The 26,854-nt window shown below is 70.1% G+C and carries 24 protein-coding genes; 20 read left to right on the forward strand and 4 right to left on the reverse strand.

The genetic code is table 11. The features are described 5' to 3' along the window. Positions 1–19: 19 nt before the first annotated feature. The 4 genes from WS78_RS17080 to WS78_RS17095 all read right to left on the reverse strand — a co-directional run bounded on the left by WS78_RS17080 (position 20) and on the right by WS78_RS17095 (position 4,497). Complete coding sequence (locus tag WS78_RS17080; protein WP_038751536.1) at positions 20–1,027, reverse strand: SIS domain-containing protein; 1,008 nt, start codon at positions 1,025–1,027, stop codon at positions 20–22. Continuing rightward, positions 1,020–2,123, reverse strand: a complete 1,104-nt coding sequence (gene nagA / locus WS78_RS17085; protein ID WP_038751539.1) for an N-acetylglucosamine-6-phosphate deacetylase — start codon at positions 2,121–2,123, stop codon at positions 1,020–1,022. Before nagA ends, WS78_RS17080 begins: the two co-directional genes overlap by 8 nt. Before the next feature lie 100 nt (positions 2,124–2,223). Beyond that, positions 2,224–2,958, reverse strand: a complete 735-nt coding sequence (locus tag WS78_RS17090; RefSeq protein ID WP_038751540.1) for a GntR family transcriptional regulator — start codon at positions 2,956–2,958, stop codon at positions 2,224–2,226. A 615-nt stretch (positions 2,959–3,573) separates the two neighbouring features. Further along, positions 3,574–4,497 carry a LysR substrate-binding domain-containing protein gene (locus WS78_RS17095; RefSeq protein WP_038751542.1) on the reverse strand — a complete coding sequence of 308 codons (924 nt, stop codon included), beginning with the start codon at positions 4,495–4,497 and terminating at the stop codon, positions 3,574–3,576. A 445-nt stretch (positions 4,498–4,942) separates the two neighbouring features. On the opposite strand from WS78_RS17095, the gene WS78_RS17100 reads away from it, so the two are divergent. From WS78_RS17100 to WS78_RS17195, 20 genes are all read left to right on the forward strand, one after another. Continuing rightward, on the forward strand, positions 4,943–6,709 hold the full coding sequence (locus WS78_RS17100) for an AMP-binding protein (protein ID WP_059575783.1): 1,767 nt from the start codon (positions 4,943–4,945) through the stop codon (positions 6,707–6,709). Between the two features lie 80 nt (positions 6,710–6,789). Continuing rightward, on the forward strand, positions 6,790–7,866 hold the full coding sequence (locus WS78_RS17105; protein WP_059575781.1) for a hypothetical protein: 1,077 nt from the start codon (positions 6,790–6,792) through the stop codon (positions 7,864–7,866). Between the two features lie 57 nt (positions 7,867–7,923). Beyond that, positions 7,924–8,172: an acyl carrier protein gene (locus tag WS78_RS17110; protein ID WP_038751547.1), complete on the forward strand. Its 249-nt coding sequence runs from the start codon at positions 7,924–7,926 to the stop codon at positions 8,170–8,172. 32 nt (positions 8,173–8,204) lie between these two features. Further along, positions 8,205–9,092, forward strand: a complete 888-nt coding sequence (locus WS78_RS17115; protein ID WP_059575779.1) for a hypothetical protein — start codon at positions 8,205–8,207, stop codon at positions 9,090–9,092. Further along, a complete protein-coding gene (locus WS78_RS17120) occupies positions 9,089–9,649 on the forward strand; it encodes a hypothetical protein (protein ID WP_038751553.1) in 561 nt (186 codons plus the stop codon). The genes WS78_RS17115 and WS78_RS17120 overlap by 4 nt, the downstream gene beginning before the upstream one ends. Before the next feature lie 18 nt (positions 9,650–9,667). Next, positions 9,668–10,651: a ferritin-like domain-containing protein gene (locus WS78_RS17125; RefSeq protein WP_038751557.1), complete on the forward strand. Its 984-nt coding sequence runs from the start codon at positions 9,668–9,670 to the stop codon at positions 10,649–10,651. Between the two features lie 4 nt (positions 10,652–10,655). Further along, positions 10,656–11,654 (forward strand): beta-ketoacyl-[acyl-carrier-protein] synthase family protein, encoded by a 999-nt coding sequence (locus tag WS78_RS17130; RefSeq protein ID WP_038751560.1) that lies wholly within the window; start codon positions 10,656–10,658, stop codon positions 11,652–11,654. Next, entirely contained in the window at positions 11,644–12,840 is a 1,197-nt protein-coding gene (locus tag WS78_RS17135) for a PLP-dependent decarboxylase (protein ID WP_038751563.1), read from the forward strand. The genes WS78_RS17130 and WS78_RS17135 overlap by 11 nt, the downstream gene beginning before the upstream one ends. Positions 12,841–12,847: 7 nt before the next feature. Continuing rightward, entirely contained in the window at positions 12,848–14,407 is a 1,560-nt protein-coding gene (locus WS78_RS17140) for an acyl-CoA ligase (AMP-forming), exosortase A system-associated (RefSeq protein WP_059575777.1), read from the forward strand. A 17-nt stretch (positions 14,408–14,424) separates the two neighbouring features. Beyond that, the gene (locus WS78_RS17145; protein ID WP_038751568.1) at positions 14,425–15,513 is read left to right on the forward strand and encodes a 3-oxoacyl-ACP synthase; all 1,089 of its coding nucleotides are present in this window, start codon (positions 14,425–14,427) and stop codon (positions 15,511–15,513) included. Then, complete coding sequence (locus WS78_RS17150; protein ID WP_059575775.1) at positions 15,510–17,381, forward strand: acyl-CoA dehydrogenase; 1,872 nt, start codon at positions 15,510–15,512, stop codon at positions 17,379–17,381. The genes WS78_RS17145 and WS78_RS17150 overlap by 4 nt, the downstream gene beginning before the upstream one ends. Before the next feature lies 1 nt (position 17,382). After that, the gene (locus WS78_RS17155) at positions 17,383–18,534 is read left to right on the forward strand and encodes a citrate/2-methylcitrate synthase (RefSeq protein ID WP_059575773.1); all 1,152 of its coding nucleotides are present in this window, start codon (positions 17,383–17,385) and stop codon (positions 18,532–18,534) included. A gap of 40 nt (positions 18,535–18,574) precedes the next feature. Further along, a complete protein-coding gene (locus WS78_RS17160; protein WP_059575771.1) occupies positions 18,575–19,240 on the forward strand; it encodes a class I SAM-dependent methyltransferase in 666 nt (221 codons plus the stop codon). Then, on the forward strand, positions 19,237–20,304 hold the full coding sequence (locus tag WS78_RS17165; protein ID WP_059575769.1) for a TauD/TfdA family dioxygenase: 1,068 nt from the start codon (positions 19,237–19,239) through the stop codon (positions 20,302–20,304). Before WS78_RS17160 ends, WS78_RS17165 begins: the two co-directional genes overlap by 4 nt. Positions 20,305–20,309: 5 nt before the next feature. Beyond that, positions 20,310–21,323 (forward strand): ATP-binding cassette domain-containing protein, encoded by a 1,014-nt coding sequence (locus tag WS78_RS17170; protein WP_059575887.1) that lies wholly within the window; start codon positions 20,310–20,312, stop codon positions 21,321–21,323. Next, positions 21,316–22,407: an ABC transporter permease gene (locus WS78_RS17175; RefSeq protein ID WP_059575768.1), complete on the forward strand. Its 1,092-nt coding sequence runs from the start codon at positions 21,316–21,318 to the stop codon at positions 22,405–22,407. The genes WS78_RS17170 and WS78_RS17175 overlap by 8 nt, the downstream gene beginning before the upstream one ends. A gap of 26 nt (positions 22,408–22,433) precedes the next feature. Then, on the forward strand, positions 22,434–22,967 hold the full coding sequence (locus WS78_RS17180) for a hypothetical protein (protein WP_059575766.1): 534 nt from the start codon (positions 22,434–22,436) through the stop codon (positions 22,965–22,967). A gap of 43 nt (positions 22,968–23,010) precedes the next feature. Further along, complete coding sequence (locus WS78_RS17185; protein WP_059575764.1) at positions 23,011–24,363, forward strand: diaminobutyrate--2-oxoglutarate transaminase family protein; 1,353 nt, start codon at positions 23,011–23,013, stop codon at positions 24,361–24,363. A 74-nt stretch (positions 24,364–24,437) separates the two neighbouring features. Next, positions 24,438–25,439 (forward strand): fatty acid desaturase family protein, encoded by a 1,002-nt coding sequence (locus WS78_RS17190; protein ID WP_059575885.1) that lies wholly within the window; start codon positions 24,438–24,440, stop codon positions 25,437–25,439. A gap of 214 nt (positions 25,440–25,653) precedes the next feature. Then, positions 25,654–26,850 (forward strand): MFS transporter, encoded by a 1,197-nt coding sequence (locus tag WS78_RS17195; RefSeq protein WP_038751590.1) that lies wholly within the window; start codon positions 25,654–25,656, stop codon positions 26,848–26,850. Positions 26,851–26,854: the final 4 nt, after the last annotated feature.

A 26,854-nucleotide genomic window follows, 5' to 3' on the forward strand; every position in this document is an offset into this window, starting at 1 on the left:
TTCGTCTCGTCGGTGATCGTCAGTGTGTTTCGGTGACTTTGTGCAGATGGCGGGGCGCATCGGGATCGCGGCCGCGTGCGGACGCGAGCTCGGCCGCCATCACGTAGAACGACAGGATCGCGGCGATCGGATCGAGCGCCGCGTGCGCGGTGCGCGCGAGCGGCAGCGTCGCATCGGGCATGCCCGCGGGCGCGGCGAGCAGCACGCGCGCGCCGCGGGCGCGCATGTCGCGCGCGAGCTGCAGCAGGCCCTCCTGCTCGGGCCCGGGCGGCGCGAACACGAGGAGCGGATAGTCGCGGTCGATCAGCTCCATCGGGCCGTGCCGCACTTCGGCGCTCGAGAACGCCTCGGCCTGGATGCCCGACGTTTCCTTCAGCTTGAGCGCCGCCTCCTGCGCGATCGCGAGGCCGAGCCCGCGGCCGATCACGATCATCCGCTCGACGTCGCGCAGCTCGCCGACGGCGCTCGACCAGTCGAGCCGGCCCGCCTGCTCGAGCGCGTCGGGCAGGCCGCGCAGCGCGGAGACGAGCGCGGCGTCGCGCTGCCAGAACGCGACGAGCTGCGCGGCGAGCGACAGCATCGCGATGTAGCTCTTCGTCGCGGCGACCGACAGCTCCGGGCCCGCGAGAAGCGGCAACGGGTGCTCGCACGCGTCGGCGAGCGGCGACGGCAGCACGTTGACCGCGGCGACGGTAAGCGCGCCCGCTTCACGCAGCGCCGTCATCGTGTTGACGAGATCCGGGCTCTTGCCCGATTGCGAGAACGCGAGCGCGAGCTGGCCCTGCACCTTGAGGGGCGCCTGCTGCAGCGTCGCGACCGACATCGGCAGCGACGCGACGGGCACGCCGAGGCGGCTCATCGTCAGGCTCGCGAAGTAGCTCGCCGCGTGATCGGAGCTGCCGCGCGCGACGGTCAGCGCGACTTGCGGCGCGTGCGCGGCGAGATGAAGCGCGAGCGCCTCGACGCGGCGCGTGTCCGCGAGCTGCGCGGCGACGACGCGCGCCGACTCGCGCGCCTCGTTAAGCATATTCGACAATCGATTCTCCTTCGACGTAGGTCGCAGTCAGGTTCAGTTCGCGATCGAACACGACGAAGTCGGCCCACGCGCCGCGCTCGATGCGGCCGCGATCGGCGACGCCGAGGTAATCGGCCGCGTAGCGCGACATCCGGTTCGACACGTCGGCGATGGGCAGGCCGAGCGACACGAGATTGCGCAGCGCCTGGTCCATCGTCAGCGTGCTGCCGGCGAGCGTGCCGTCGGCCAGACGCACGCCGCCGAGGCACTTCGTCACGCGCTGGCTGCCGAGCCGGTATTCGCCGTCGGGCATGCCGGTGGCCGACGTGCTGTCAGTCACGACGTACAGCCGCGGAATCGCGCGCAGCGCCGCGCGGATCGCGCCCGGATGCACGTGCAGCAGGTCGGGAATGATCTCCGCGTACTCGGCGTGCGCGAGCGCCGCGCCGACGATGCCGGGATTGCGGTGATGCAGCGGCGACATCGCGTTGAACAGGTGCGTGAAGCCGCATGCGCCGTGCTTGAGCGCGGCGACCGCGTCGTCGTACGTGCCGAGCGAATGGCCGAGCTGCACGCGCACGCCGCGCGCGGCCATCTCCGAGATGATCTCGATGTGGCCGGCGATTTCCGGCGCGAGCGTGACGACGCGGATCGGCGCGATCGACAGGTACTTCAGCACCTCGTCGAGCACCGCGGACACCGCCGCGTCCGGCTGCGCGCCGAGCTTGCCGGGATTGATGTACGGGCCTTCTAGATGCACGCCGAGCACGCGCGAGCCGCCCGGCGTGCGCACGCGCGCGACGTCGCCGAGCTCCGCGACGACGCGCATCAGCTCGTCGCGCGGCGCGGTCATCGTCGTCGCGAGCAGGCTCGTCGTGCCGTAGCGCGCGTGCGTGCGCGCGATCGTCTCGATCGCGTCGCCGCCTTCCATCACGTCCGCGCCGCCCGCGCCGTGCACGTGCAGATCGATGAAGCCGGGCAGGACGTATTGCGCGTCGTTCTTCGACGGATCGGCCGCGTCGCCCGACAGCGCCGTGATCCGGCCGTTCTCGAACTCGAGCGAGCCGTGAATCCAGCCTTCGGAGGTCAGTATGTTTCCGGTCAGCATGACGTTCTCTGATATCTGGTGATGCGTATGGGATCGGTGCTGCTTACTGCTTGCGAGAGGGTTTGCGGGTCGTCCCGGCCGCCGCGGACAGTCTGTCGTGTCAGCGTTTCAGCTCGGCGACGAAATCGTAATAGTCGTCGCGGCAATAGGTTTCGGTCGCTTCGATCGCCCGCCGATCGGCGCCGTAACCGATCCGCGTGATGACGAGGAGCGCCGCGCCCGGCGCGAGGCCGAGCCACTGCGCGACGTCGGCCGATGCGTTCACCGCGCGAAAACGCTGCGACGCGCGCACCACCTCGACACCATGCGACTGCAGGTAGTCGTACAGCGAGCCTTCGAGCGCCTGCGGCTCGGGCACGCAGGTCGCGGGCAGCGTCGAGCGCTCGTACGCCATCACGACGCCGTCCGCGCGCCGCAGCCGCTCGAGGCGCGCGACCGTCGCGCCGGGCGACAGGCCGAAGCGCGCGATCTCGTCGCGGCTCGCGGCGCACAGGCTGCGCGCGAGCCACACCGAATCGGGCGCGAACCCGCGCTGGCGCATCTTCGTCGTGAACCCGGCGAGCCGCGACAGCGGATCGGCGACGCGCGGCGTGATGAAGCTGCCCGCGCCGCGCACGCGGCGAATGAGGCCCTGCTCGACGAGGAGCGCGAGCGCACGGCGCGCCGTGATCCGCGACACGCCCGCCGCCGCCGACAGCCCGCGCTCCGACGGCAGCGCTTCGCCGGCGCGCCAGGCGCCGCCGCGAATCGCGCCGGCGAGATTGCGGGCGAGCTGCAAGTAGAGCGGGGTGTCGCTGCGAGCGTCCGGCGTCAGCGCCGACCAGCCGATATCCATAGGTCTCCGGGTGCGAAAACGGAAGGGCGTCGTCCGAAAGCGAGGCCATTATATAACCAAAATAATACCAGTCAATTTATCGCCGGCGGCCCGCCGGAAATCGCGGAAACGGTTGCCAGACAAGGGAGACGGCACGCTCAAACCCTTTATTTACAAAGCGTTTTGGGCTAGGTATTTACCCGATGGCGTGAAGCCTCGTTGACGTGCGTCAGATGCGCCAACCGGTTTGGGAAGCCGTTCGATTGAGACCGAAATAGAACCAGTCATCCGTACTGGTATGTACGGCGGACGCCGCTCGCGGCCCGCGTCGGATGACGTCGTCGCGCGGCGAAAGCGGAGCGGCGCATCGGCGATTCCCGCGACGATCCGGGCCGTGCCTCGTGGGCCGACGCGCGGCCCGGGTGCCCGGGCGAAGCGAGACGAAGAAGGAGGACGAATGGAGGAAGCCGCGAGCGGCGCGGCGTGTGCGACCTGTGCGACGTGTGCGACATGCGCCGTATCGGACTCACGGGGCGGCGAGCGTGACGGACGCTTCCCGCGGCAAGCGAGCGCGCCGGAGGGCCGCGAGCCGCCGCGAGCCGGCCGCAACGCTCGGCAGCGTGCGGCGCGCCTCGGTCACTCGACGCCGACCGCGCTCTCGATACGCTGCGTCACGTGCGCCTTGTGCCATTCGACGAACGAGCGCGCGGCAAGCGACAGTCCCGCCTCGCGCCACATCAGCACCAGCTCGATCAACGCCGAATCGTCGATGAGCGGCACGTATGCGACGCCCGGCTTGCGCAGCGTCGAGACGGCCGAGGGCACGATCGCGACGCCGCGTCCCGCCGCGACGAGCGCGATCATCGTCGTCATCTGCGACGCGCTCGGCCCGCGCCGCGGCGTGAAGCCCGCCGCCGCGCAAAGGTCGAACGCCTTGCGGTCGAGCGTCGAGCCGTAGCCCGGTGGAAACAGCACGAACGGCTCGTCCGCGAGACGATCGACGGACAGCGACGCCTCGTCCGCCAGCCCGCATTCTTCGGACACCGCGACGACGAGCGTCTCGGCCGCGATCGTCTTGACCCTGCATCCCTCGTAGTCGTCGATGGAATTCTTCCAGCCGATGCCGATGTCGAGCAGGCCCTCCTTGATGCTGCGGCTCTGCTGCGCGGAAGAAGCCTCGACGAGCGACAGCTCGATGTCCGGAAACGAGCGCGCGAAATTGCGGATCAGCGTGCCGAACGCATCGCAAAGCGGCACCGAGCTCGTGTAGCCGAGCGCGACCTTGCCCTCCTTGCCGAGCGCCGCGCGCTGCGACGCGGCCTCCGCGCGATGCACCGCGTCGAGCACGTCGCGTGCGTGCGGAAGAAACAGTTCGCCTTCGGCGGTGAGCTTCACCGAGCGCGTCGAGCGATCGAACAGGCGCAAACCGAGTTCGCCTTCGAGCGCGGAAATGTGTCGAGTGAGCGGCGGCTGCGCGAGATGCAGCCGCTGCGCCGCCTTGCCGAAATGAAGCTCCTCGGCGACGACGATGAAATAGCGCAAACGTCGTAGATCGATCATCTTTTCGTTCCAAGTATCAATCTGTCGCAATTCGGTATTGGCATTAATCGGCCTTATTGGGCGAGACTACGCCTCGTCAACAGTTATCGATATTTCAGAAATTCGACAACCATTTATACCTTAATTTTCGCTAGACGTTTGTACAGTTTTCTTAGCGTGTCCGTTACGCACGATAATTCGCCTCCGGCGATCGAAGCCTGCCCACTATGCAGCCGGATCGGCCTTCCAGCGCGGTTTTATTGCGATCGACACAACGCCGCCCACCATTCCGGCAGCGAATGTTTCATTGACCGAAATTCGCCGCCACGCGTGTCGCAAATGAAATTCGGACCCGACATTTCATTTTTTGTATGGAAATTGTCAGGAAAACAGGCCAATAAGCCAAACAATCCGAATTAATTATTGCAAATCGAGTTTTAGCGGATTTTTAATAAAGGGGCAGTCAATGCGCGATTCCTCGTCGCTGATCGACAAGCTGTTGGCTCCGCTCGGAGAGGGGCTGATCTGCCGCGCGCACGGCATCGGCACGCTCGACGAGAGCGGCATCGAGCACGTGCTGTCCTATCGTCAACTGAGCGAGGCGGGCTTGCGCATGAGCGCCGCGTTGAACGCGCTCGGCGCGCGCGCGGGCGATCTCGCCCTCCTCGCGCTGCCCGCGACGAACGACTATCTCGCGCTGCTCGTCGGCTGCGTGCTGTCGGGCGTCGTGCCGTGCACGGTGCCCGCGCCGCTCAAGCGCGCGAACGGCGCGAGCCCGCAAGTGCTCGAGGTCGCCTGCCAGCTCTATCGTCCGACGTTCGTGTTCACCGCATCCGCGCACGTCGCCGAACTCGAGGCGCAACTGCGCGGCACGGGCGCGCGCGTGATCGACGTCGGCATCCTCCGCGCCGCGTCGACGGGCGCCGAGCCGCGCCTCGCGCCGCGCGGCCGCGACGATACGCACCACATTCAACTGACGTCCGGTTCGACGTCGCATCCGAAGGCGGCGATCATCAGCCACCGCAACGTCGAGAGCAACATCGCGGGCATCGCGAACGCGTGCGGCTACAGCAAGCAAGCCGCCGACAACACCGTGATCTGGCTGCCGCTGCATCACGACATGGGCCTCGTGAGCCTGCTGCTGCATCTGTACTACGGGACGTCGCTGCGGCTGATGCCGTCGATGAGCTTCGTGCGCAACCCGCTCGGCTGGCTCAAGCGCATCGCGCACACGCGCTCGACGATCGCCGTCGCGCCGACCTTCGCGCTGCGCTACTGCGTGCGCCGCTTCAACGCGGCGGCGATGGAGGACGCCGACTTCAGTCATCTGCGCACGTTCCTCGTCGGCGCGGAACGGGTCGACCGCGCGACGCTCGCCGATTTCGCCGCGACGTTCACGCCGTACGGCTTCCATGCGTCGGCGCTGCAGCCCTGCTACGGCATGGCGGAAGCGACGCTCGCCGTCACGTTGCACCGCTCGATCGACGCGCCGGCGACTCGGGCGTTCGCGCACGTGATCGCCGATCGCATCGACACCGCGGCGCTCGCGCAGCATCACCGCGCGACGCCCGTGCCCGACGGCCACGCCGGCGCGACCGACACGCTGCTCGCCGTCGGCGCGCCGCTCGACCAGATGGCCTACGAAATCCGCGATGCGCAGGGCCGCGCCGTCGCCGAACGCGACACGGGCGAGATCTTCATCCGCGGCGCATCGGTCATGCAGGGCTACCTGCCGAGCGCCGACGCCCCCGCGCCGCAACCGTTCGACGCGCACGGCTGGTTCGCGACGGGCGACATCGGCTACGTGAGCGGCGGCCAGCTCTTCATCCTCGGCCGCAAGAAGGAAATCATCATCATTCGCGGAACCAACTACTTCCCGCACGAGATCGAGGAGACGATCGACGGCCATCCGGCCGTCTACAAGGGCGCGTGCATCGCCGTCGGCATCCACGACGAAACGCAGGGCACCGAGAACCTCGTCGTCCTCGTCGAGGCGCATGCGAATCGCGTCAACAGCGATTCGCGCGCCGAGTTGCAGACGCGCATGCAGCAGCGGCTCGGCTATTGCGCGCAACGCATTGCGTTCGTCGAGCCGGGCGCGTTGCCGCGCACGACGAGCGGCAAGCCGCAACGGCTGAAGGCGCGCGCGATGTTCATGAGCGGCGAGCTGCGCGAAATCGCGCCGCCGCCGTCGCGCCTGCCCGGCGTCGAGCGCCTCGCCCCGCAGCCATGACGGCCGCCGCCTCGCGATCCTCCCTCTCGCGCGCCGCCCACATACGACGTTCATCAACGCATGCCCGAACCCGATTGCCCATGATGCTCGACACCCTGCCCGACACGCATTCGCACCTCGACGCCGCCGATCTGCCGGCGCTCGCCGCGCAACCGATCCGCGACCGCCTCGAAGCGTTCGGCGCGCTGCCCGCGCCGCTCGACGCGCTGCTGCGCGCGAGCGCGACGCGCCTGCTCGACAGCGACATGATCATCGCGCAGCCGCGCACCCCGGCCGAGCCGGCCGACGCCGCGCGCGCGACCACGCCGCTGCGCTACGAGCAATCGGCCGAGACCGAGGCCACGCTCGAGCGAATCGCGCGCGAGGGCTTCGCCCCGCACTTCAAGCCGTTCATGCGCGGCTTCTCGCGCGTGATGTCGACGCTCTTTCTCACGCCGGAGCAGGACGCGAAGGTCGAGGCGCACCGCGCGGCCGGCCACCATCTGCGCTTTCTGATGAGCGACGTCGGCGGCCCCGCGCTCGCGGGCTGGCGCTCGACCGTGCGCGGCGAAAACGGCCGCACGGTGCTGGCGATCGACAAGGTGTGGGGCATCGAGGCGCATCGCGAAAGCATCGGGCTCGTGGCCGTGCGCGCGCCGGGCGCGTTCATGCCGGCCGCCTATCTCGTGTGGCCCGAGCAGTACCGCACGCTCGAGCGCGCCGCATGCGGCGAGCCGTTCCTCGAAGGCGGCCTGCAGCTCGGCAACGTGCGCGGCGAAGTCGAGACGACGCCCGAGGATCGCCTGCGCATCGGCGGCCCGAACGTGTTCAACAAGTATCTGACGATCGTGCGCCCCTATTTCGTGCGCGCGCTGATGGCGCACGTCGGCTGGCTCGCGCGCGCAGACCGGCTCGCGCTGTCGCCCGCGCACGAATCGGTCTGGCGGTTCGTCGCGCAAGGCGCGCGCACGCAGTCGCGCTCGACCGTGTACGGCGCCGACAGCGTGCAGCGCGTGCTCGCGCTCAAGTTCGCCGCGAACGAGCTGCTCGGCGAGCTGGTGCGCCAGGGCGCGGTGCGCCGCTTCGACGATCAGCGCGACCTGCTCGCGCTGTCGAAGATGGAAGGCAGCGCATACCGCTGCTACTACGAAATCCGGATGGGCGCGAAACGCGCCTGATCCGTCGTTCATCGTTGTTTCGCCGTGTTGTCTCTCTACTCGAAAAAGGAAACCGTCATGAGCACGCCCGCCACTGAAACGCTGCCCCTTCTCGCACGCGAGGTCGCGAAGATCCTGAACGTCGAGGCCGTCGAAACCAACGTCGGCATCGGCGAGCTCGGAATCGACTCGCTGAACATCGTCGAGCTGATCGTCTTTTGCGAGCAGTTGTACGGCTCGATCGATCCCGAAGCGCTGAACATCACGCAATACACGACGCTCGCGCAGCTCGACGCCGAACTGCGCGCATCGCAGACGGCCGCCTGACGCGCGGCGCGAAAGCAGCACACGAGGCCGCGATGATCGAGCTCGCCCCCATTCCGGAACCCGCCGCGACGACGCTGACCGCCGCGCGCCTGCAGGTGCGCGCGCTCGCCTACCGGCGCGTCGCGGCGCCCGCCGCGGGCGGCGTCGACGACCTGCTGGACGCCGCCGCGCGGCTCGGCCGCCTGCTCGGGCGCGAGGCGCTGGCGTGCGCCGGTTCCGCGCGCGCGGGCGACGCGATCGACGACTACGTGGTGTGCTCGACGATCCTGTCCGGCCTGCTGATGGACGACTCGCCGCATCATGCCGCGTTCGCCCACGCGATCGCATCGCACGGGCCGCGCGCCGCGGACTGGCTCACGCACGGCTACGAGTGCGCGAGCTGGGGCTACGTGTTGCGCGAGACGCTCGGCAAGGCGATGCATACCGGCACGCGACGGCTGCTGCTGCAGATCGTCGACGTCGACATCCATCGCTTCAGCTACTGGCTGAGCCATCCGCAATGGGGCGCATCCGGCTTCGGCATCTGCACGCTCGCGCTCGACGTCGCGCCGGGCGCCGACTGGCCGCTGCATCTGGGCGCGGCGCCGCCCGCGCACGCGCTCGCGATGCTGGGCCGCGCGCTTGCCGCGTTCGGCCGCGCACGGCCGGGCACGCCTGTCGCGCCGCCGTTCTTCAAGGAGGCGTCGCGCCGCGCGCTGCTCAAGTGCCTGGGCGACGCGCCCGTGCATCCGGACGGCCACGCACGCTTCGGCCACGCGTTCGGCAGCGACCCATGGATCTCGCTGCTGCTGCATCGCTGCGCGCCCGGCGCGCCGGCCGCGGCGCGCGCGATCGTCGGCTCGCTCGCGCTCAACGGCTACTTCGCGATCGCCGAGATCGCGTACGGCGCCGACGCACGCTTTCGCCTGGACCCGGCATGACGCACTTCGCCACTCGCCGCTACCGGCTCGAACGCGCGCCCCGCGCACCCGTGCTCGTGCGCGCGTCGAGCTACGGCATCCCCGCTGCCACCACCGACGACTACGCGCGCCTCGCCGCGTATCAGCCGGATTCGACCGCCCCCGTGCTGCTCGACCACACGCAGTACGCGCGCTTCATGTCGGAGCTCGTCGACGCGCTGTGGCAGGCGCTCGGCGCCGATACGCGCGTGTACGTCCGGTTCCGGATGCCGTACAACGGCGCGCTGCCCGCGAACCTGCTCGATCCGCGCGTGCTGATCGGCAGCGGGCTCGGCTCGCAGATGGCGTTCTGGTCGCGCGTCGAGGCTCGGCCCGGCATAGGCATCGTCGACCGAATCCGCCGCGATCTCGACTACCCGGGCGACAACACGCTCGCCTTCGCCAGCGCGAGCGAGGAGCGGCTCGACACGCTGGAGGCCGCGCTGTTGCGCGACTGGCCGCGCTACGCGGTGCGGCTCGCGCGCGCCGACGGCGGCGCGGCCCGCCGCCCGGTCCGACCGGACGCCCGTTTTGCCTAACCGAACATGGAAGCCACTATGCAACCGTACGAAGACGCCGCCCGCGGCCATCGCTGGTCGATGCCCGTCGACGCGCTGATGATGAGCGACTACGAATATCGCGAGACCGCGCTGACGAACCTGTATCACAAGGCCAAGGCCGCCCAGTGGGACGTCAACCGCGACATCGACTGGAACGTGACGCTGAACCCCGACAACCCGCTCGGGATGCCCGACGGCATGCTGCTCGTGTTCGGCACCGATCTGTGGCACAAGCTCGGCGCCGCCGAGCGCGCGGAGATGCGCCATCACTGGCAGGGGTGGCTGCTGTCGCAGATCCTGCATGGCGAGCAGGCGGCGCTCATCTGCGCGTCGAAGCTCGCGAGCGCCGAGGAAAGCCTGTCCGCGCGCCTGTGCGCGGCGGCGCAGATCATGGACGAGGCGCGCCACGTCGAAGCGTACGCGAAGCTCGTCAACGAGAAGATCAGCGTGCGCTATCCGATGAGCCGCTCGCTCGAAGGGCTGCTGAAGGACACCGTCACGTCGAGCGCGCTCGACATCACGAACCTCGGGATGCAGGTGCTCGTCGAGGGGATCGCGCTGTCGACGTTCCAGACCGTCGTCGCGTTCAGCACCGATCCGTTCGTCAAGGATCTGTTCGCGCGCATCCAGCGCGACGAGGCGCGCCACTTCGCGGTCGGCCGGCTCACGCTCGCCCGCGTGTATTCGGACATGACGTCGGCCGAGCTGAAGGAGCGCGAGGAGTTCGTGAGCGAAGGCGCGTCGGTGCTGTACGAGCACCTGTGCGCGGACGACATCTGGGAGCCGCTCGGCTATTCGAAGCAGGCGTGCGCGCAGATGGTGCGCGAATCCGAGGTGTCGCGCGCGCTGCGCCGCTCGATCTTCCGCCGCCTCGTGCCGACGATCCGCGAGATCGGCCTGCTGACGCCGCGCGTGCGCCGGACCTTCGAGCAGCTCGACGTGATCGACTACGAAGACATGCCGCTCGCGATGGACCTGTGACGCCATGCGCCAAGATCAAGCGAACCACTGGATCGGCATCGACGCCGCCGCATACGAGCTGCCCGACGCGGCGATCGACATCGACGCATGGGCGGCCCGCCATGCGTGGCCGCGCGCGCAGGTCGACGCGATCCTCGAATCGGGCTGCCGCTTCTTCCATGCCGCGCCGCAGACGAGCGAAGTCGAGCTCGCGTCGCGCGCGGTCGGCGCGCTCGTCGACGCGACGGGCATCGCGCCGTCGTCGATCGATCTGATGGTGCACGTGCACACGCAGACTTTCAGCATGCCCGCACCGCCGCGCAGCCTGCTCTACGAAGTCGCGCACGCGCACGGCATCCGGCCGCTATGGAGCGGATCGATCGCGCAGTTGAACTGCGCGTCGATCGCCGCGGCGATCCGCATGATCGACGCGCTGTTCGCCGCGTATCCGCAGGCGCAGTCGGCGCTCGTCGTGTCGGCCGACCGCGCGTACGACGAAGCGACCCGCCTGCGCCAGTTCTCCGGCATCCAGGGCGACGGCGCCGCATGCCTGCTCGTGACCCGCAACAGCCGCCGCAATCGCGTCGGCGGCATCGCGCTGCGCAACCAGGCCGCGTGGTATCCGGGCTCCGACTCGGCGAAGGAAGTCGAGCGCACGATGATTTCGACCGAATGGCTGCATACGCACCGGATCGTCGACGCCGCGTGCGCGCTGACGGGCCGGCCGATCACGGGCTACGAGCGCATCCTGCCGATCAACACGGATCTGCGCGGCTGGCATGCGCTCTGCCGCGCGCTGCGCGTGCCCACCGAGCGGCTGTTCGGCGAGAACGTCGCGCGCTGCGGCCACGTGTGCTGCTCCGATTTCGCCATCAATCTCGCCGACGACGGCCTCGCCGCGCTCGACGCGGGCCTGCACGTGATGGGCGTCATGCAGTCGAACGTCGGCGCGTTCGCCGCCGTCGCGCTGCATCCGCTCGCCGCCGATTCGTCGTCCACTCCCCCCGAGGCCTATGAACATTGACACGATCGGAACCGCGCCGCGCGCCGCGGCCGACGCCGACCACGCCGACTGGCTCGAAGGGCTCGACACGCCCTGCTACGTGTTCGACCCGCAAAGCGTGCTCGCGAGCTACGCCGCGTTGCGCGCGGCGCTCGGCACGCGCGTCGTCGTGTCGCTGAAGGCGAACTCGCACGCGGATCTGTTCCTGCGCTGCGCGCACGCGTTCGAAGACGGCATCGAGCTCGCGAGCCAGGGCGAGCTCGACACCGTCGTCGGGCGCGGCAAGCACGTGAAGTACCTGAACAACCCGGCGATGGGCGACGCGCTAATGCGCGCGGGCATCGCGTCGCGCTGCCACTTCATCCTCGACGGGCCGGACATGGTGCGCCGCTTCGTCGCGCTCGCGTCCGGCAAGGAGACCGAGGACGTGATGCTGCGGATCAACGCGGGCGCGCTGCTCGGCGCGCATGCGCCGAAGTCGCTGCGCGACCATTTCGGCATGACGCCCGCGGAGGCGCTCGGCATGGCGAACCTCCTCACTCAGGCGGGCCGCCGCGTGGCCGGCCTGCACACGTTCGTCGGCTCGGGCAACTTCCGCGCCGGGCCGACGAAGGGCGGCGACGCGGATTCGGCCGATCTCGCATGGGCGCTCGCACAGCTCGCCGAGCAGATCGAATCGCTCGTGCGCGCGCCCGTCACGCATCTGAACCTCGGCGGCGGTTTTTCCGAGAAAGGCCATGACGACGCGACCTTCGAGCGCTATCGCGCGCGCATCGCGCCGCTCGCGAAACGCTACACGCTCGTTCACGAAGCGGGCCGCGCGATCTTCGCGAACGCGGGCGTGTTCGTCACGCGCGTGCGCGCCGTCAAGGTCTGGGACGACCGCGTGATCGCCGTGTGCGACGGCGGCATGAGCCACAACTTCCTGCTCGCGAAGACGGAGGCGGTCCTGAAAACCTGGGAGGCGCCGACGCTCGTGCCGGCCAGCCCCGCCGACGCGCATCGCGCGCCGAACGCGCTGCCGGTCACGTTCGTCGGCAACACCTGCAACCGCGCCGACGTGATCGGCCGGCTCGAGCGTCATCCGCGGCTGCCGCAGCCGGGCGACTTCGTCGTGTTCTCGCAGTGCGGCGCCTATCACCACTCGTACACCGTGAGCGGCTTCCTGTCCCACAAGCCGGCTCAGGTCTATATCCGTCAGGCATGAGAGCGCCATGAATCCGCACATCCGACTCGTCGATCTTCTCGACTCCGCCGCGACGCAGCGGCCCGACGGCATCGCGATCGCCGATCCGCGGCGGCGCGTGCGCTACGCGCAGCTCGCGGCCGACGTGCGCCGCGTCGCCGCCGCGCTCGCCGCGTCCGGCATCGAGCCGGGCGAGCGCGTCGCGACCTACGCGCCGAAAGCGTACGAAACGATCGTGACGATGCTCGCCGCGAATCTCGCGGGCGCGATCATCGTGCCGATCAATCCGCAGCTGCGCGACCATCAGGTGCTGCACATCCTCGCCGACAGCGGCGCGCGCCTGCTCGTCACCACCGCGCCGCGCCTCGCGCGGCTCGCGGCGCGGCCGGCCGCGCTCGTCTGCTGGCGGGTCGACGACGTCGCCGCGCTGCCCGACGCGAACGACTACGCGGGCCACGCGCTCGCCGTCGATTCCGATCCGGCCGCGATCCTCTATACGTCCGGGTCGACCGGGCGCCCGAAGGGCGTCGTGCTGTCGCACCGCAATCTGACGGCGGGCGCCGAGAGCGTCGCCGCCTACCAGCGGCTCGCACACGACGACGTGATCCTCGGCGCGCTGCCGCTCAGCTTCGACGCGGGCCTGAGCCAGCTGACGAGCGCGCTCGCCGCGCACGCGTGCTACGCGCCGCTCGACTTCCTGCGCGCCGAAGAAGTGCCCGCGTGGTGCGCGCAGGTCGGCGTCACGTCGATCACCGGCGTGCCGCCGTTGTGGATGCAGCTCGCCGCGCTCGCGTGGCCCGACGGCCCGCGCCTTGCCGTGCGCCGCTTCGCGAACACGGGCGGCACGATGCCGGCGCCGCTCCTCGAACGGCTGCGGCGGGTCTTTCCGAACGCCGCGCCGTATCTGATGTACGGCCTCACCGAGGCGTTCCGCTCGACGTACCTGCCGCCCGACGAGGCCGCGGCGCGCCCCGGCTCGATCGGCAAGGCCGTGCCGAACGCGCAGATCCTCGTGCTGCGCGCCGATGGCAGCGAGTGCGACGCCGACGAGCCGGGCGAGCTCGTGCATCGCGGCGCGTTCGTGACGCTCGGCTACTGGAACGCGCCCGAGCTCACCGCGCAGCGCTTCCGGCCGCTGCCGCACGCGCGCCATCCCGTCTCGCTCGCCGACGTCGCGGTGTGGTCCGGCGACATCGTGAAGCGCGACGCGGACGGCTTTCTCTACTTCGTGTCGCGCGCCGACGAGATGATCAAGACGTCCGGCTATCGCGTGAGCCCGACCGAGATCGAAGAGATCCTGTTCGAGTGCGCGCAGACGCTCGAAGCCGTCGCGTTCGGCGTGCCGCATCCGACGCTCGGCCAGGCGATCGTCGCATGCGTGTACGGCCGCGGCGATCCCGCGCAATGCCGGCAGGCGCTGATGCAGGCGTGCCGCGCGCGGCTGCCGTCGTACATGGTGCCGCAGCACATCGACGTCGCCGGCGCGCCGCTGCCGCGCAACCCCAACGGCAAGATCGACAGGCCGCTGCTGAAAAGCGGCCACCTGTCGCGTTTCGACGTCGAGCCGCGCGCGGCCGCGCTCGGCTGAATCAGGTGACCAAGACCATGCTCACGATCCATCACACCGCCATCCGGCAGCCGTCCCGCCAAACGGTCGACGCGGCGCAGGCGGCCGGCCGCTATCGCTACGACGGCCGGCTCACGCCGAGCGCGATCCGCTTCGCGATGCCGTACGAACGGCTCGACTACGACGCGGACGCGTTCGCGCATCTGTCGCGCTCCACGCCCGCGTCGCTGCCCGTCGAGACGGACGGGCTGACGCTGTCGGATCTCGCGCTCGCGGCCGTGCGCGACGTCGTCGACGCGGCGGGCCCGAGCGCGCGCGAGTCGATCTCGCACATCGTCGTCGCGCAGGCGTCGCTCAACGAGCAGGCGGGCGAATCCGTCGCCGGCCGGATGCAGCATGCGCTCGAACTGAAGCACGTCGTGCCGTTCGCGCTCGGCCAGTGCGGCACGCTCGGCTTCTATACGGCGCTGCCGCTCGCGAGCGGCCTGCTGCGGCACGGCGGCCGAATGCTGTTCGTCGCCGCGGACAAATGGGTATATCCGTTTCTGCGCGCGTACGGCGACTTCGTCGCATACGGCGACGGCGCCGCCGCGCTCCTGCTGAGCGACACCGATGCGGACGACGGCGGCGGCAGCGCCGAAAGAGACGGCGAAAGCGACGGCGGAGAAGGCAGCGGCAGCAACGGCGGCGCGCGCGTGCTCGGCCACGCGCTCGCACACGGCGACGCGATCGCCGATCCGTGGGCGCGGCGGCCCGCCGAGCTCGAACGCGCGCTGATCGCGCCGACCGTCGACGCGGCGCGCGCGGCGCTCGGCGACGCGGGCGTCGACGCCGCGCAAATCGACTGCTTCGCGCCGAGCGGCTTCGGCTCGTCGTTTCGCACGGCGCTCGCGCACGCGCTCGCGATTCCCCCTTCGCGTCTGCAAACGCGCGACGGCGCCGAGCATCTGTCCACCGCCGATACGCCGCGCGCGCTCGCGCGGGCGCAGGCGTCGCTCGCGCCCGGCGAGCGGCGGCTCGCGCTCTTTTGCGACACCGCGCTCGCGGGCGGCGCCGGCGCGCTCGTTGCCGAGCTGCGCGGCGCGCACGCGGCGCCCCCGTCCACCCGAACCCGGTATCCGTCATGAGCGCCTATCAAGTCAGCCTGCGCGAACTGCGCTTCTTTCTCTGGGAACTGTTCGACGCCGAAACGGCGTTCCTCTCGCACGCGCCGTACCGAACGCACGACCGCGCTTACTACGACCGCCTCCTCGAGCGCGCGCGCGACTTCGCGCTCGAGATCGGCGAGAGCTATCGCGCGAGCGACATCGAATCGTGCTCGCTGCGCGAGGACGGCACGGTGCGCATCCCCGCCGATTTCCACGCGCTGTGGCCGCGCTTTCGCGACGAATGGGCGGGCCTGCTGTTCGACCGCCACTCGGCCGAGGCGGGCGACGCGCCGCACGCGGACGTGCCGATGGTCGTCAAGCAAGTGGTGTTCGAAATGCTGATGGGCGCGAACCCGTCGTTCATGACGTACGGCGGCTTCACGCATCCGGCCTGCAAGCTGCTGACGCTGCACGGCACGCCCGGGCAGAAGGCGCTGCGCAAGCCGCTCTTGCGCTACGACTGGGACGCATGCTTCTGCGCGACCGAGCCGCAGGCGGGCTCCGACATGACGGCCGTGCGCACGGCCGCGACGCCGCTCGGCGACGACGTCTACGCGGTGACGGGCGAGAAGGTCTACATCTCGGCCGGCATGCACGACCTGACCGAGAACACGCTGTATTTCGTTCTCGGCCGCATCGGCTCGGCGGCGCCCGGCTCGTTCTCGCTGTCGTGCCTGATCGTGCCGCGCTTCTGGCGCAACGAGGCGACGGGCGAGCTCGAACCGAATCACGTCGAATGCGTCGCGGTGCCGCGCAAGATGGGATTGAACGGCTGCGCGAACACGCATCTCGTGTTCGGCCGAAGCGGCACGACGCGCGCGCATCTGCTCGGCAACCGCAGGAACGTCGGCCTGCTGCAGCTCGTGCCGCTGATGAACCAGGCGCGCATGGGCACGGGGCTATTCGGAATCGGCGTCGCGTCGAGCGCGTATCTGCAGTCCGTGTCGTACGCGCGCCGCCGCGTGCAGGGCCGGCGGATCGACGCCGCGTCGGACGCCGCCGCGCCGCGCGTGCGCATCGTCGAGCACGGCGACGTGCAGCGGATGCTGCTCGACATGAAGGCGCGCGTCGAAGGATGCCGCGGCCTGCTCGGCAAGCTGACCGCGGCCGCGACGCGCGCGGCGATCCTCGAGGCGACGCCCGGCGCGGACCCGGCCGATATCGAGCGCGAGCGCAAGCTGCAACTGCTGCTCACGCCGATCTGCAAGGCGTTCATCTCCGATCAGGCGTGGCGCATCTGCGAGACCGCGATCCAGGTGCACGGCGGCGTCGGCTACACGGACGCGAGCCCCGTCGAGCAGAACGCGCGCGACGTGAAGATCCTGTCGATCTGGGAAGGCACGAACTACATCCAGGCGCAGGATCTCGTGCGCGAGAAGCTCGGCTTCGGCCGCAAGCCGCTGTTGCTGCGCTATTTCCGCGACGCGCTCGATGCGGGCCTTTCGCGCATCGAGCCCGATGCGCCCGAATCGTTCGCCGGGTGGTTCGCGCAGCTGCGCGACGCCGCCGACGCGCTCGAGCGTGCGCTCGCGTCGATCGCGCGCGCGGTGCAGGACGGCCACATGCACGCGAGCAGCCAGGTCTACACGCGCTTTCTCGAGATGTTCGGGCTCGTCGCGTCGGCATGGTCGCTGCTCGAAGCTGCTTGCGTCTCCGAGCGCCGCCTCGCGCAGGGCGCGGTCGCGGCCGACGCCGCGCAAGCCGCGTTCTATCGCGGCAAGGCGAAGGCCGCCCGCTACTGCTTCGCGAACCTGCTTCCGCTCGCCGCCCAGCACGCCGCCGCGATCGATGCGCTGCCGGACATCGCGTGCGCGATCACCGCCGAAGAACTCGCCGAGGTCGAATGACATGGGACTCGCACCTGAGCTGCTGAAACGGCCGGCCACCCGCTATCGCGGCACCGACATCGACGGCGTGACCCTCGATCCCGAAGGACTATGGGTGCGCGAGCGCAACCTGAACGATCTGATCGGCGCGGTCTCGTTCGAGGACGCGCTCTGGCACCTGTGGTTCGAGCGGCTGCCCACGCCGTCCGAAAGCGCGGCGCTGCGCGCGCGGCTCGCGCAGTACGGCGCGCGCTTCGCGCGCGGCAACCTGTCGACGGCCGCCGCCGCGAGCGTCGCGCAAACGGGCGTGGAGATGGTGTTCGCCGCCGCGACCGGCTTGCTGCGCGACATCGAGCGGCCGCCGTTCGACGACGCCGTCGCGGCCGGCTGGGGCGCGGATTTCGACACGCTGCTCGGCTGCCTCGCGGGCGCGCCGTACCTGATGCGCGCGGCGCTCGGCCAATCAGGCGTCGACGATCCCGGCACGAGCCACGCGGCGCGCGTGCTGCGCGCGGCAGGCGCGAGCGGCGCCGGCTCGCCGCACGCCGAGCGCGTGATCGACGCGCTCCTCGTCGCGTGGCACGGCGGCTTCGGCTACGTGACGCCGACCGTGCTCGTGCCGCGCTGCGCGATCGGCACCGGCGTGTCGCTGTCGCAAGCGATCGCGGCGGGCTTCATGTCGAGCGGCCCGAATCACGTCGGCGCTGCGCGCAACGCGATGCAGTGGCTGCTCGCCGTCGCGCGGCGGATCGACGAGGAACCGGCCGGGCTCGACGCCGCCGTGCGGCACGCGATCGATCGCGTGCTCGACGAATCCGGCGCGCTGCTCGCGGGCTTCGGCCATCCGCTCTTCGAAGCGGACCCGCGCCCGCCGCGCATTCGCGCGCTCTTCGCGGAGTGGGGCTTCGGCGGGCGCTACGTCGACATGTTCGACGTGGCGTGCGACCAGGCGCTGCGGCGCAAGAGCCTGAAGCCGAACATCGATTTCGCGACGGGCGCGGCGCTCCTCGACCTCGGCATCGCCGAGCCGCAATGGGGAATCGGCGTCGGCCTGAGCGCGCGGATCGCCGCAATGGCCGCGCACGCGGTCGAACGCCGCCGCCGGCCCGCGTTCGGCGCGAACAGCGCGACCGCCCGCCGGATGCTCGCGGCCGTCCCCGTGGGCTGGCTGTAGCGCCCTTTCTCAACCGCTGGCGATTCAAGGAGAGTCCGACATGCTGCTCAAGAATCTGCGCCCCGCCGACGATTACGATCGCTTCGCGACCGAGGCGCTCGCGCCGTGGGACGCGCTGTTCATCGCGCGCATCCGCGACCTCGCACGCGCGCTGCCGCCCGGCACGCTCGCCGACATCGGCACGGCCACGGCCGTCGTGCCGGTGCGGCTCGCGGCCGACCCGTCGATGGCGCACTGGCGCTTCGTCGGCGTCGATCTCGATCCCGCGATGCTCGACGAAGGCGTGCCGCGCATCGCGCGGCTCGGCCTCGCGGAGCGCGTCGAGCTGAAGCTCGGCGACGCGCTCGCGCTGCCGTTCGACGACGCGTCGCTCGCGATGGCCGTCAGCCGCGCGACGCTGCATCACCTGCCGGACAAGGCGCTGAGCCTGACCGAGATGTTCCGCGCGCTGCGCCCGGGCGGCGTCGGCGTCGTGCACGACATGCGCCGCGACGCGCCGCCCGCGCTGCTCGAGCGCTTCACGCAGATGCGCGCGGCCGCGAACTATCCGCCGACGCATCTCGAGGAAAAGCTCACGCTCGCCGAGGCGCGCGCGCTCGTCGCGGCCGCCGGCCTCGCCGGCCACGCGAGCGTGACGAGCCCGCCGTTCGGCCTGGGCGCGCTCGGCTTCGAGATTCTGCTCACCAAACCGGGGCTGCCGTCATGAGCGAGATCCAGGATTCGATCACCTTCCAGAACGCGTCGGCGCTGAAGGCGCAGGCGCGGCTCGGCCGCGGCGTGCTGTGCGGCTTCAGGAGCGAACGCGCGCTGCTGCCGCTCGTCATCACGCCGCACGACGGCGGCGCGCTCGCCGCCGAGCGCGCCGCGGCGCTCGCGTGGTTCGACGCGCATCGCGCGGACTTCGACGCACTGCTGCTCGAGCACGGCGGCCTCCTGCTGCGCGGCTTCGCGGTGCCGGACACGCACGCGTTCCGCGCGATGACCGATCTCTATGCGCCGCACGCGTTCGGCTACATCGCGGGCGCGTCGCCGCGCAAGGCGATCGACGGCAACGTGTACGAATCGACGCAGCTGCCCGCGCCGTTCAAGCTGAGCCTGCATCAGGAGAAGGCGTACATGTCGCGCTATCCGCGACTCATCTCGTTCTACTGCCGGCAGGCCGCGCCCGTCGGCGGGGAGACGCCGCTGTCGGACATGCGCGCCGTCACGCGCCGCCTGCCCGCGCGCACGCTCGAGCGGTTCCGCAGCAAGGGCGTGATGTACCGGCGCAATTTCTCGGCGAAGCCGATGCCCACGCATTTCAACCAGTTCTACCGGCGCTGGCAGGACGCGTTCATGACCGACGAGCGCGCCGAGGTCGAATCGCTGTGCCGCGCGACGCAGCTCGAATTCGAGTGGCTGCCGGACGGCAGCATCACGGTCACGCATGTCGGCCCGGCGACGGTCGCGCATCCGCGCACGGGCGAGGAGGTCTGGTTCAACCACGCGAGCACGCAGCACATCAACGCGCGCGTCGTGCATCCGACCATCCTGCGCGCGCTGCAATCGTTCTACAAGACACGCGCCGCGCTGCCGTACGACATCCGCTACGGCGACGGATCGCCGATGCCCGCCGAGGACCTCGATCCCGTCTACGACGCGATCGACGCCGAGGAAACCGCGTTTCGCTGGCACGAGCAGGACGTGCTGCTGCTTGACAACATCCTCGTCGCGCACGGGCGCAACCCGTTCAGCGGCCCGCGCGACATCCAGGTCGCGATGATGGATTGAATGCGATGAACCCTGTTCCGTTTCCGGCCGTCGAGGCCGCTCAAGCCGACGGCGCCGCCAACGCCGCCGCCGCCGGCCCGCTCGAACGCGAAGCGGCGCCGAGCCGAGCGGCCAGCGCGCTCGCCGCGCGCCGCATCGACGTGAAGGCGGGCGACTTCGCGTTCCACGCGACCGATATCGCCTTTCGCGCGGGCGCGCTGACGGCGATCGTCGGGCCGAATGGGTCCGGCAAGAGCACGCTGCTCGAGGCGCTGTTCGGCTTTCGCCGCGCGCGGCTCGAGGGCGCGACGATCCTCGGCGTGCCGGCCGCGCGATTCATGCGCGACACGCGCGAGCTGCGGCGCTTCGGCGCGCAATTGCAGCGCGTCGAATACGCGGAGCACGCGCGCGTCGACGAGATCCTCGCCGTGCATCGCGCGCTGTACCGCAAGCAGGACGCCGCGGTCGCGCGGGCGCTCGCGATCGACGAGCTGCGCGCGAAGCCGTACAGCGGGCTGTCGAAGGGCCAGAGGCAACGGCTCGATCTGTTCATCGCGTTCGCGCATCGCCCGGCGCTCGTCGCGCTCGACGAGCCGTTCACGGGCCTCGACCGCACGATGACGCGCAGCGTGCTCGACCTGCTGCGCGGCCCGCTCGCAGGCATCACGGTCGTGATGATCTGCCACGCGGGCGAGGAGCTCGCCATCGCCGACGACGTGCTGTGGGTGCGCGACGGCGCGCTGCGCTATCAGGGCGGCAAGGACGCGCTCAAGCGGCGTCTGGTCGGCGAATTTCGCGCGCTGATCCACGTCGACGACGACGCGCAGGCGGACCGCGTGCGCGCGGTGCTCGCGCGGGACGCGCACGTGCAGCGCATCGTCGCGCCGGCGCCGCGGCAGATCGGCGCGTTCGGCCGCGCGGGGCTCGATCGCACGCTGCGCGCGCTGATGGAGACGGCGGGCATCCGGCACTTCGAATTCGCGCCGACCGACGAGGGCGATCTGCTGCGCGCGTGCACCGAAGGAGCGACGGATGCTTAAGGTCTTTCTGATCCTCACGCGCAATGAATTGCTCGGGCAATTGCGCAGCAAGGCGCGGCTCTTCTGGACGTTCGTCTTTCCGATCCTGCTGATGAGCGTGATGCTCGTCGCGTTCGGCAAGAGCAGCTCGCTCGGCGTCGTCGAGCTCGCGTTCGACGGCGACGCCGCCGCGCCGCAGGCGCGCGCGTGCCGCGCCGCGATCGAGGCCGCGTTCGCGGGCAACGGCACGGTCGGCGCCCGCGTGGTCGCGCCGAACGCGGCGGGCGCGGCGAGCGGCGATCGCGTGCGCGTGATCTGGCCCACGCGCGCGACCGATCCGGTGCGCGTCGCATACGACTTCAACGGCCCGCTCGCGGCGCGCGCCGCCGCGCGCACGATCGAGATCGCGCTCGTGCGCTGCGCGGCATCCGAGGCGGGCCTGCCCGCCGCGTACCGGGCCCGCTTCGAAAACGACGGCCATGCGCTCGCGCCGCTCGATTACGGCGAATTCTTCGCGACCGGCATCCTGATCATGGCGTTCATGTCGGTCGGCGTCGTGTCGACCGCCACGACGATCGCGACGCTGCGCGAGCGCAACACGTTCAAGATGTACGTGTGCTTTCCGGTGTCGCGCTTCGTGTTCCTCGCGTCGCTGATCGTGTCGCGCGTGCTTTTGATGCTCGCCGCGGCGGTGACGCTGATGCTCGCCGCGCGCTACCTGTTTCAGGTGCCGCTGCCGCTCTGGAGCGTGCGCGCGCTGCGCGCGATCCCGATCGTGCTGCTCGGCGCGGCGATGCTGCTGAGCCTCGGCACGCTGCTCGCGAGCCGCGCGCGGTCGGTCGCCGCGGCCGAGGCGTGGTGCAACCTGATCTATTTCCCGCTGCTGTTTTTCAGCGATCTGACGATCCCGCTGCGCGCCGCGCCGCACTGGCTGCGCGTCGTGCTGCTCGTTTTGCCGACCAACCAGTTCGCCGTCGCGCTGCGCGGCGTGTTCATCCGCGACATCGGCTATGCGCAGGCCGCGTGGCCGCTCGCCGTGGTCGCGGGCTGGACGCTCGCGTTCCTCGCCGGCGCCGCGCTGACGTTCCGCTGGCATCAAGACTGACACACATCGAAGGAGGCCATTGCGTCATGCCTGATCTGATCACCGCTTATCTGCGCAACGCCGTGCTGTTCGTGCCCGCGATCGGCTTCATGCTGGTCATGCGCGCGCTGCCGGGCGACGGCGACGCGCACTGGCGGCTCGCCGCGCTCGCGGGCGCGCTGCTCGCGCTGCCGCACACCGCGTGGCTGCTGCGCCGCCGCCCGCTGCACGGCACCGCGCTCGGCCTGAACGCGTATCTGATCGTCAGCGCGGCGCTGCCGTTCGTGTCGGCCGACGCGAGCCGCGCATGGGGCGAAACGCTCGGGTCGGCCGCGATGCTCGTCTGCGTGCTCGCGACGCACGCGATCGGCCTGGCCGTCGCACCCGAAGCGTTCTCCGGCGCGGCCGATCCGGCACTCGCGCAGGCGCTCTGCAAGAAGATGGTCGCATACGGCGGCGTCGCGCTCGCCGTCGCGTTCCCGCATCGTCACGACCCGCTCTTCGGCGGCGTGCTGCCCGTCATCGCGCTGATCCTGCTGCACAAGCGGCTGCGGCGCGGCGCGCTCGCGCCGCTCGCCTGAAATGCGGGGCCGCCCCGCTCCGCCCTTTTTTCGTGAGGTAGCCATGCAAGACGTCGATCCCGCTTACGCTTTCGTCCGCGCCCGAGAATCGAGCGCGCGCACCTATGCGGAAACCTTCGACACCGTTTTCGCGCACGGCGCGGGCACGGTGCTCACCGACACGGCCGGCCGCCGCTACCTCGATTTCCTGTCGTGCGCGGGCACGCTCGCGACCGGCCACAACCATCCGGCGATCGTCGAGCGCGTGCGCGAGTTCGTCGGCAGCGGCCAGGTGATGCAGATGCTCGACGTGACGACGCCCGTCAAGCACCGCTTCGTCGAGCGCCTGTTCGAGATCCTGCCGCCCGCGTTCGGGCGGCACGCGCGCGTGCAGTTCTGCGGCCCGTCCGGCGCGGATGCGATCGAAGCGGCGATCAAGCTCTTCAAGACGGCGACGGGCCGGCGCTCGGTGATCGCGTTTCACGGCGGCTATCACGGAATGACGGCGGGCGCGCTCGCGCTGACGGGCAACTTGCGCGCGAAGGACAAGGTCGCCTCGCTGATGCCCGACGTGCACGTGATGCCGTATCCGTACGCATATCGCTGCCCGTTCGGACTCGGCGCGCCGCAGACCGCGGCCGCATCGCTGCATTACGTCGAATCGATGCTGAGCGACCCGGAAAGCGGCATCGCGAAGCCCGCCTGCGTGATCGTCGAGGCGGTGCAAGGCGAAGGCGGCGTGATTCCCGCGCCGCCCGAATGGCTCGCCGGCCTGCGCGCGCTGACCGCACGGCTCGACATTGCGCTCGTGATCGACGAGGTGCAGACGGGCATCGGCCGCACGGGCGCGATGTTCGCATTCGAGCGAAGCGGCATCCGGCCCGACGCGATCGTGCTGTCGAAGGCGATCGGCGGCGGCTTTCCGCTCGCGCTCGTCGTCTACGACGCGCGCTACGACGTCTGGCAGGCGGGCGCGCACGCGGGCACGTTCCGCGGCAACCAGATCGCGATGGCGGCGGGCGTCGCGTGCCTCGACGTGATCGACTCGGAAGGGCTGATCGCCGGCGTGGCGGCAAAGGAGGCGCATGTCCGCGCGCGGCTCGAATGGCTCGCCGCGCGCCATCCGGAAATCGGCGACGTGCGTGGGCGCGGGCTCATGTGGGGCATCGAGCTCGTCGATCCCGACGCCGAACCGAACGCGATCGGCGCGCGGCCCGCCGCGCCCGCGCTCGCGCGCGCGCTCAAGCGGTACTGCTTCGCGCACGGGCTCATCGTCGAGACGGGCGGCCGCCACGGCGCCGTCGTGCGCCTGCTGCCGCCCCTCACCGTCAGCATCGCCGAGCTCGATCTCGCCTTCGACACGCTCGACGCCGGCTTCGCCGCGCTCGGCGAGCGCGCGCATGCCGAATTCGCGTGACGCGGATCGCCGGCGTACGTCACGACTTTCAAGGACACACGATCATGTCTTCCGGAACCGCCTCCACCGACACCGTGAACTACCGCAAGAAATACGCGACCGAAGCGCATGCGCTGAGCACGATCCGGCCGTGGCGCTGCGCGTGGGTGATCGCGCGGCAATGGGCCGGCATCGCGATCGCGTTCGCGTTGCCGATCGCGCTCGTCGCGCGCCTGACGGGCGGCACGAGCCTCGCGCATGCGTTCGCCGTGCTGCCTGCGCCGCAGCGGCTCGCCGTCGTTGCGAGCCTCGTCGCCGCCTACGTGTATCTCGCATGCAAGCAGCATGCGCTCGGCATCGTGATGCACGACGCGACGCACTTTCGCCTCTTCGAATCGCGCCGTGCGAACGAGCTCGTCAGCAACTGGCTGTGCGCGTTCCCGATCGGCATGGTGACGTCGTGCTACCGGCGCAGCCATCTGCCGCATCATCTGTTCACGAACAAGCCGAACGATCCGTACTGGGCGCGCCTCGTCGAGGACGAGCACTACGCGTTCCCCAAGTCGCGCGCCGCGTTCGGCCGAATCCTGCTCGGCGACGTGTTCGGCGCGAACCTGCGCGCATGGTGGCCGACGCTGCGCAGCTGGACGGGCTGGAGCAGCGTCCTCAGCAACCGCGAAAAGCTGCTCACGCCGTCCGAGCGCCGGCAATTCGTCGCGTTCTGGATCGGCGCGATCGCGCTCGCCGCGCGCTTCGGCCTGCTGCCGTATTTCCTGCTGCTGTGGGTGCTGCCGATGTTCACGCTGTCGCTCGCGTTCATCCGCATCCGCGTGATCGCCGAGCACGATCTCGAGAAGGCCGGCCACGAGCTCGAACGCACGCGTCACGTCGACGGCAACTGGCTCGAGCTGCTCGCGATCGCGCCGCTCAATATCAACTTTCACGTCGCGCACCATCTGTTTCCGAGCGTGCCGCTCTACAACCTGCCGAAAATGCATGCGCTGCTGATGCAGGAGCCGGCGTTCCGCGAGAAAGCGCAGCTATGGCGCACCTATCTCGGCAGGAAGCACGGCATGGTCCGCTCGCTGCTCACCTGACGCGGACCGCGGCGAGTGAACGGACGCATCGATCGCGCGCGAACGCGGCGCCCGCGCGGCCGCGAACACGAGCGCGAACACGACCGCGGCCGCAACCGCAGCCGCAGCCGGTCCGCGTCATTGCGCCTGCGGTATCAATCGGTCGGAATTCGGTATTGGCCCGGATACGCGCTCTCGGGGGAGACTGTCATTCTTTCAGAATCCGAAACGAACCGTGGTGACCAACACGCTACGCTTTGCACTCTTCATGTGCGGCTGCGCGGCTTTTCTGAGCCTGTATGCAACGCAAGGCATCCTGCCTCAGATCGCGGCCACGTTCGGCACGCACATCGAGCAAGCCGCGCTCGGCATTACGGTCACGACGGTCGCGATGGCGACGACGGCGCCTTTCGTCGGCATGCTGACGCACCGCTTCGATCGACACCGGATCATCGCGTTCGCCGCGCTGCTGCTCGCGCTGCCCACGCTCTGGACCGCGCATGCGGATTCGTTCGCCGAATTCCTCGCGGGGCGGATCGCAACGGGGATCGTCATTCCGGTGCTGTTCGCCGTCACGGTGTCGTACATCGGCGAAACCTGGCAGGGCGACACGGCAACCGAGATGACGAGCTTCTTCGTCGCGGGCACGACGCTCGGCGGCTTCGGCGGGCGCTTCATCGTCAACGGCGTGACGGCGGCGAGCGACTGGCCGCATGCGCTCGACGTGCTCGCCTACACGATGCTCGCCGCCGGCACGGCGATCCATCTGTGCCTGCCGCGCACGCGTGCGCGCACGGCGCCCGCGGCGGCCCCATCGGCGATGTCGCTGCGCGCGCTCGGCCGCAACCGGCCGGTGCTCGCGTCGTATTTCATCGGCGCGTGCATCCTGTTTTCGCAGGTGACGACGTTCACGTACGTCGGGCTCCATCTCGCAAAGCCGCCGTATCGGTTCGGCACCGCGGCGATCGGCTCGATCTACGCGGTGTTCCTGCTCGCCGTCGTCGTCACGCCGATGGCCGCGCGGCTGTCGCGCAAGCGCCGGCCGGCGGATCTGCTGCTGCTCGCCGCCGGGCTCGGCGTCGCGGGCGCGCTGCTGACGCTTCATTCGGGCGTGCCCGTGATCCTGCTCGGGCTCGCGATAGGTTCGACGGGCGTGTTCGTGGGCCAGACGGCCGCGAGCGCGTTCGTCACACGTTCGACCTCCGAGGGCCGGACATTCGCAGTGGGGCTTTATCTGTCGTGCTATTACCTGGGCGGCAGCGTGGGAACGGTATTGCCGGTTCCTGCATGGCAGCGCTTCGGCTGGGCAGGCTGCGTCGCACTCGTCGTGTGCGCGCACCTGCTCGCCGCGGTCGCCGCGTGCACGTTCTGGAAACCGGGCGGTATCGACGCAACGCGCACTCGACAATCATCCATTACGACATCGCGCTAGGCTG

This window comes from Burkholderia savannae (genome assembly GCF_001524445.2).
Lineage (GTDB): Bacteria > Pseudomonadota > Gammaproteobacteria > Burkholderiales > Burkholderiaceae > Burkholderia > Burkholderia savannae.

Excerpts from the sequence above, each read along its gene's own strand:
- WS78_RS17080 (WP_038751536.1), bottom strand. The coding sequence starts at position 1,027 with ATGCTTAACGAGGCGCGCGAGTCGGCGCGCGTCGTCGCCGCGCAGCTC.
- nagA (WP_038751539.1), bottom strand. The coding sequence starts at position 2,123 with ATGCTGACCGGAAACATACTGACCTCCGAAGGCTGGATTCACGGCTCG.
- WS78_RS17090 (WP_038751540.1), bottom strand. The coding sequence starts at position 2,958 with ATGGATATCGGCTGGTCGGCGCTGACGCCGGACGCTCGCAGCGACACC.
- WS78_RS17095 (WP_038751542.1), bottom strand. The coding sequence starts at position 4,497 with ATGATCGATCTACGACGTTTGCGCTATTTCATCGTCGTCGCCGAGGAG.
- WS78_RS17100 (WP_059575783.1), top strand. The coding sequence starts at position 4,943 with ATGCGCGATTCCTCGTCGCTGATCGACAAGCTGTTGGCTCCGCTCGGA.
- WS78_RS17105 (WP_059575781.1), top strand. The coding sequence starts at position 6,790 with ATGATGCTCGACACCCTGCCCGACACGCATTCGCACCTCGACGCCGCC.
- WS78_RS17110 (WP_038751547.1), top strand. The coding sequence starts at position 7,924 with ATGAGCACGCCCGCCACTGAAACGCTGCCCCTTCTCGCACGCGAGGTC.
- WS78_RS17115 (WP_059575779.1), top strand. The coding sequence starts at position 8,205 with ATGATCGAGCTCGCCCCCATTCCGGAACCCGCCGCGACGACGCTGACC.
- WS78_RS17120 (WP_038751553.1), top strand. The coding sequence starts at position 9,089 with ATGACGCACTTCGCCACTCGCCGCTACCGGCTCGAACGCGCGCCCCGC.
- WS78_RS17125 (WP_038751557.1), top strand. The coding sequence starts at position 9,668 with ATGCAACCGTACGAAGACGCCGCCCGCGGCCATCGCTGGTCGATGCCC.
- WS78_RS17130 (WP_038751560.1), top strand. The coding sequence starts at position 10,656 with ATGCGCCAAGATCAAGCGAACCACTGGATCGGCATCGACGCCGCCGCA.
- WS78_RS17135 (WP_038751563.1), top strand. The coding sequence starts at position 11,644 with ATGAACATTGACACGATCGGAACCGCGCCGCGCGCCGCGGCCGACGCC.
- WS78_RS17140 (WP_059575777.1), top strand. The coding sequence starts at position 12,848 with ATGAATCCGCACATCCGACTCGTCGATCTTCTCGACTCCGCCGCGACG.
- WS78_RS17145 (WP_038751568.1), top strand. The coding sequence starts at position 14,425 with ATGCTCACGATCCATCACACCGCCATCCGGCAGCCGTCCCGCCAAACG.
- WS78_RS17150 (WP_059575775.1), top strand. The coding sequence starts at position 15,510 with ATGAGCGCCTATCAAGTCAGCCTGCGCGAACTGCGCTTCTTTCTCTGG.
- WS78_RS17155 (WP_059575773.1), top strand. The coding sequence starts at position 17,383 with ATGGGACTCGCACCTGAGCTGCTGAAACGGCCGGCCACCCGCTATCGC.
- WS78_RS17160 (WP_059575771.1), top strand. The coding sequence starts at position 18,575 with ATGCTGCTCAAGAATCTGCGCCCCGCCGACGATTACGATCGCTTCGCG.
- WS78_RS17165 (WP_059575769.1), top strand. The coding sequence starts at position 19,237 with ATGAGCGAGATCCAGGATTCGATCACCTTCCAGAACGCGTCGGCGCTG.
- WS78_RS17170 (WP_059575887.1), top strand. The coding sequence starts at position 20,310 with ATGAACCCTGTTCCGTTTCCGGCCGTCGAGGCCGCTCAAGCCGACGGC.
- WS78_RS17175 (WP_059575768.1), top strand. The coding sequence starts at position 21,316 with ATGCTTAAGGTCTTTCTGATCCTCACGCGCAATGAATTGCTCGGGCAA.
- WS78_RS17180 (WP_059575766.1), top strand. The coding sequence starts at position 22,434 with ATGCCTGATCTGATCACCGCTTATCTGCGCAACGCCGTGCTGTTCGTG.
- WS78_RS17185 (WP_059575764.1), top strand. The coding sequence starts at position 23,011 with ATGCAAGACGTCGATCCCGCTTACGCTTTCGTCCGCGCCCGAGAATCG.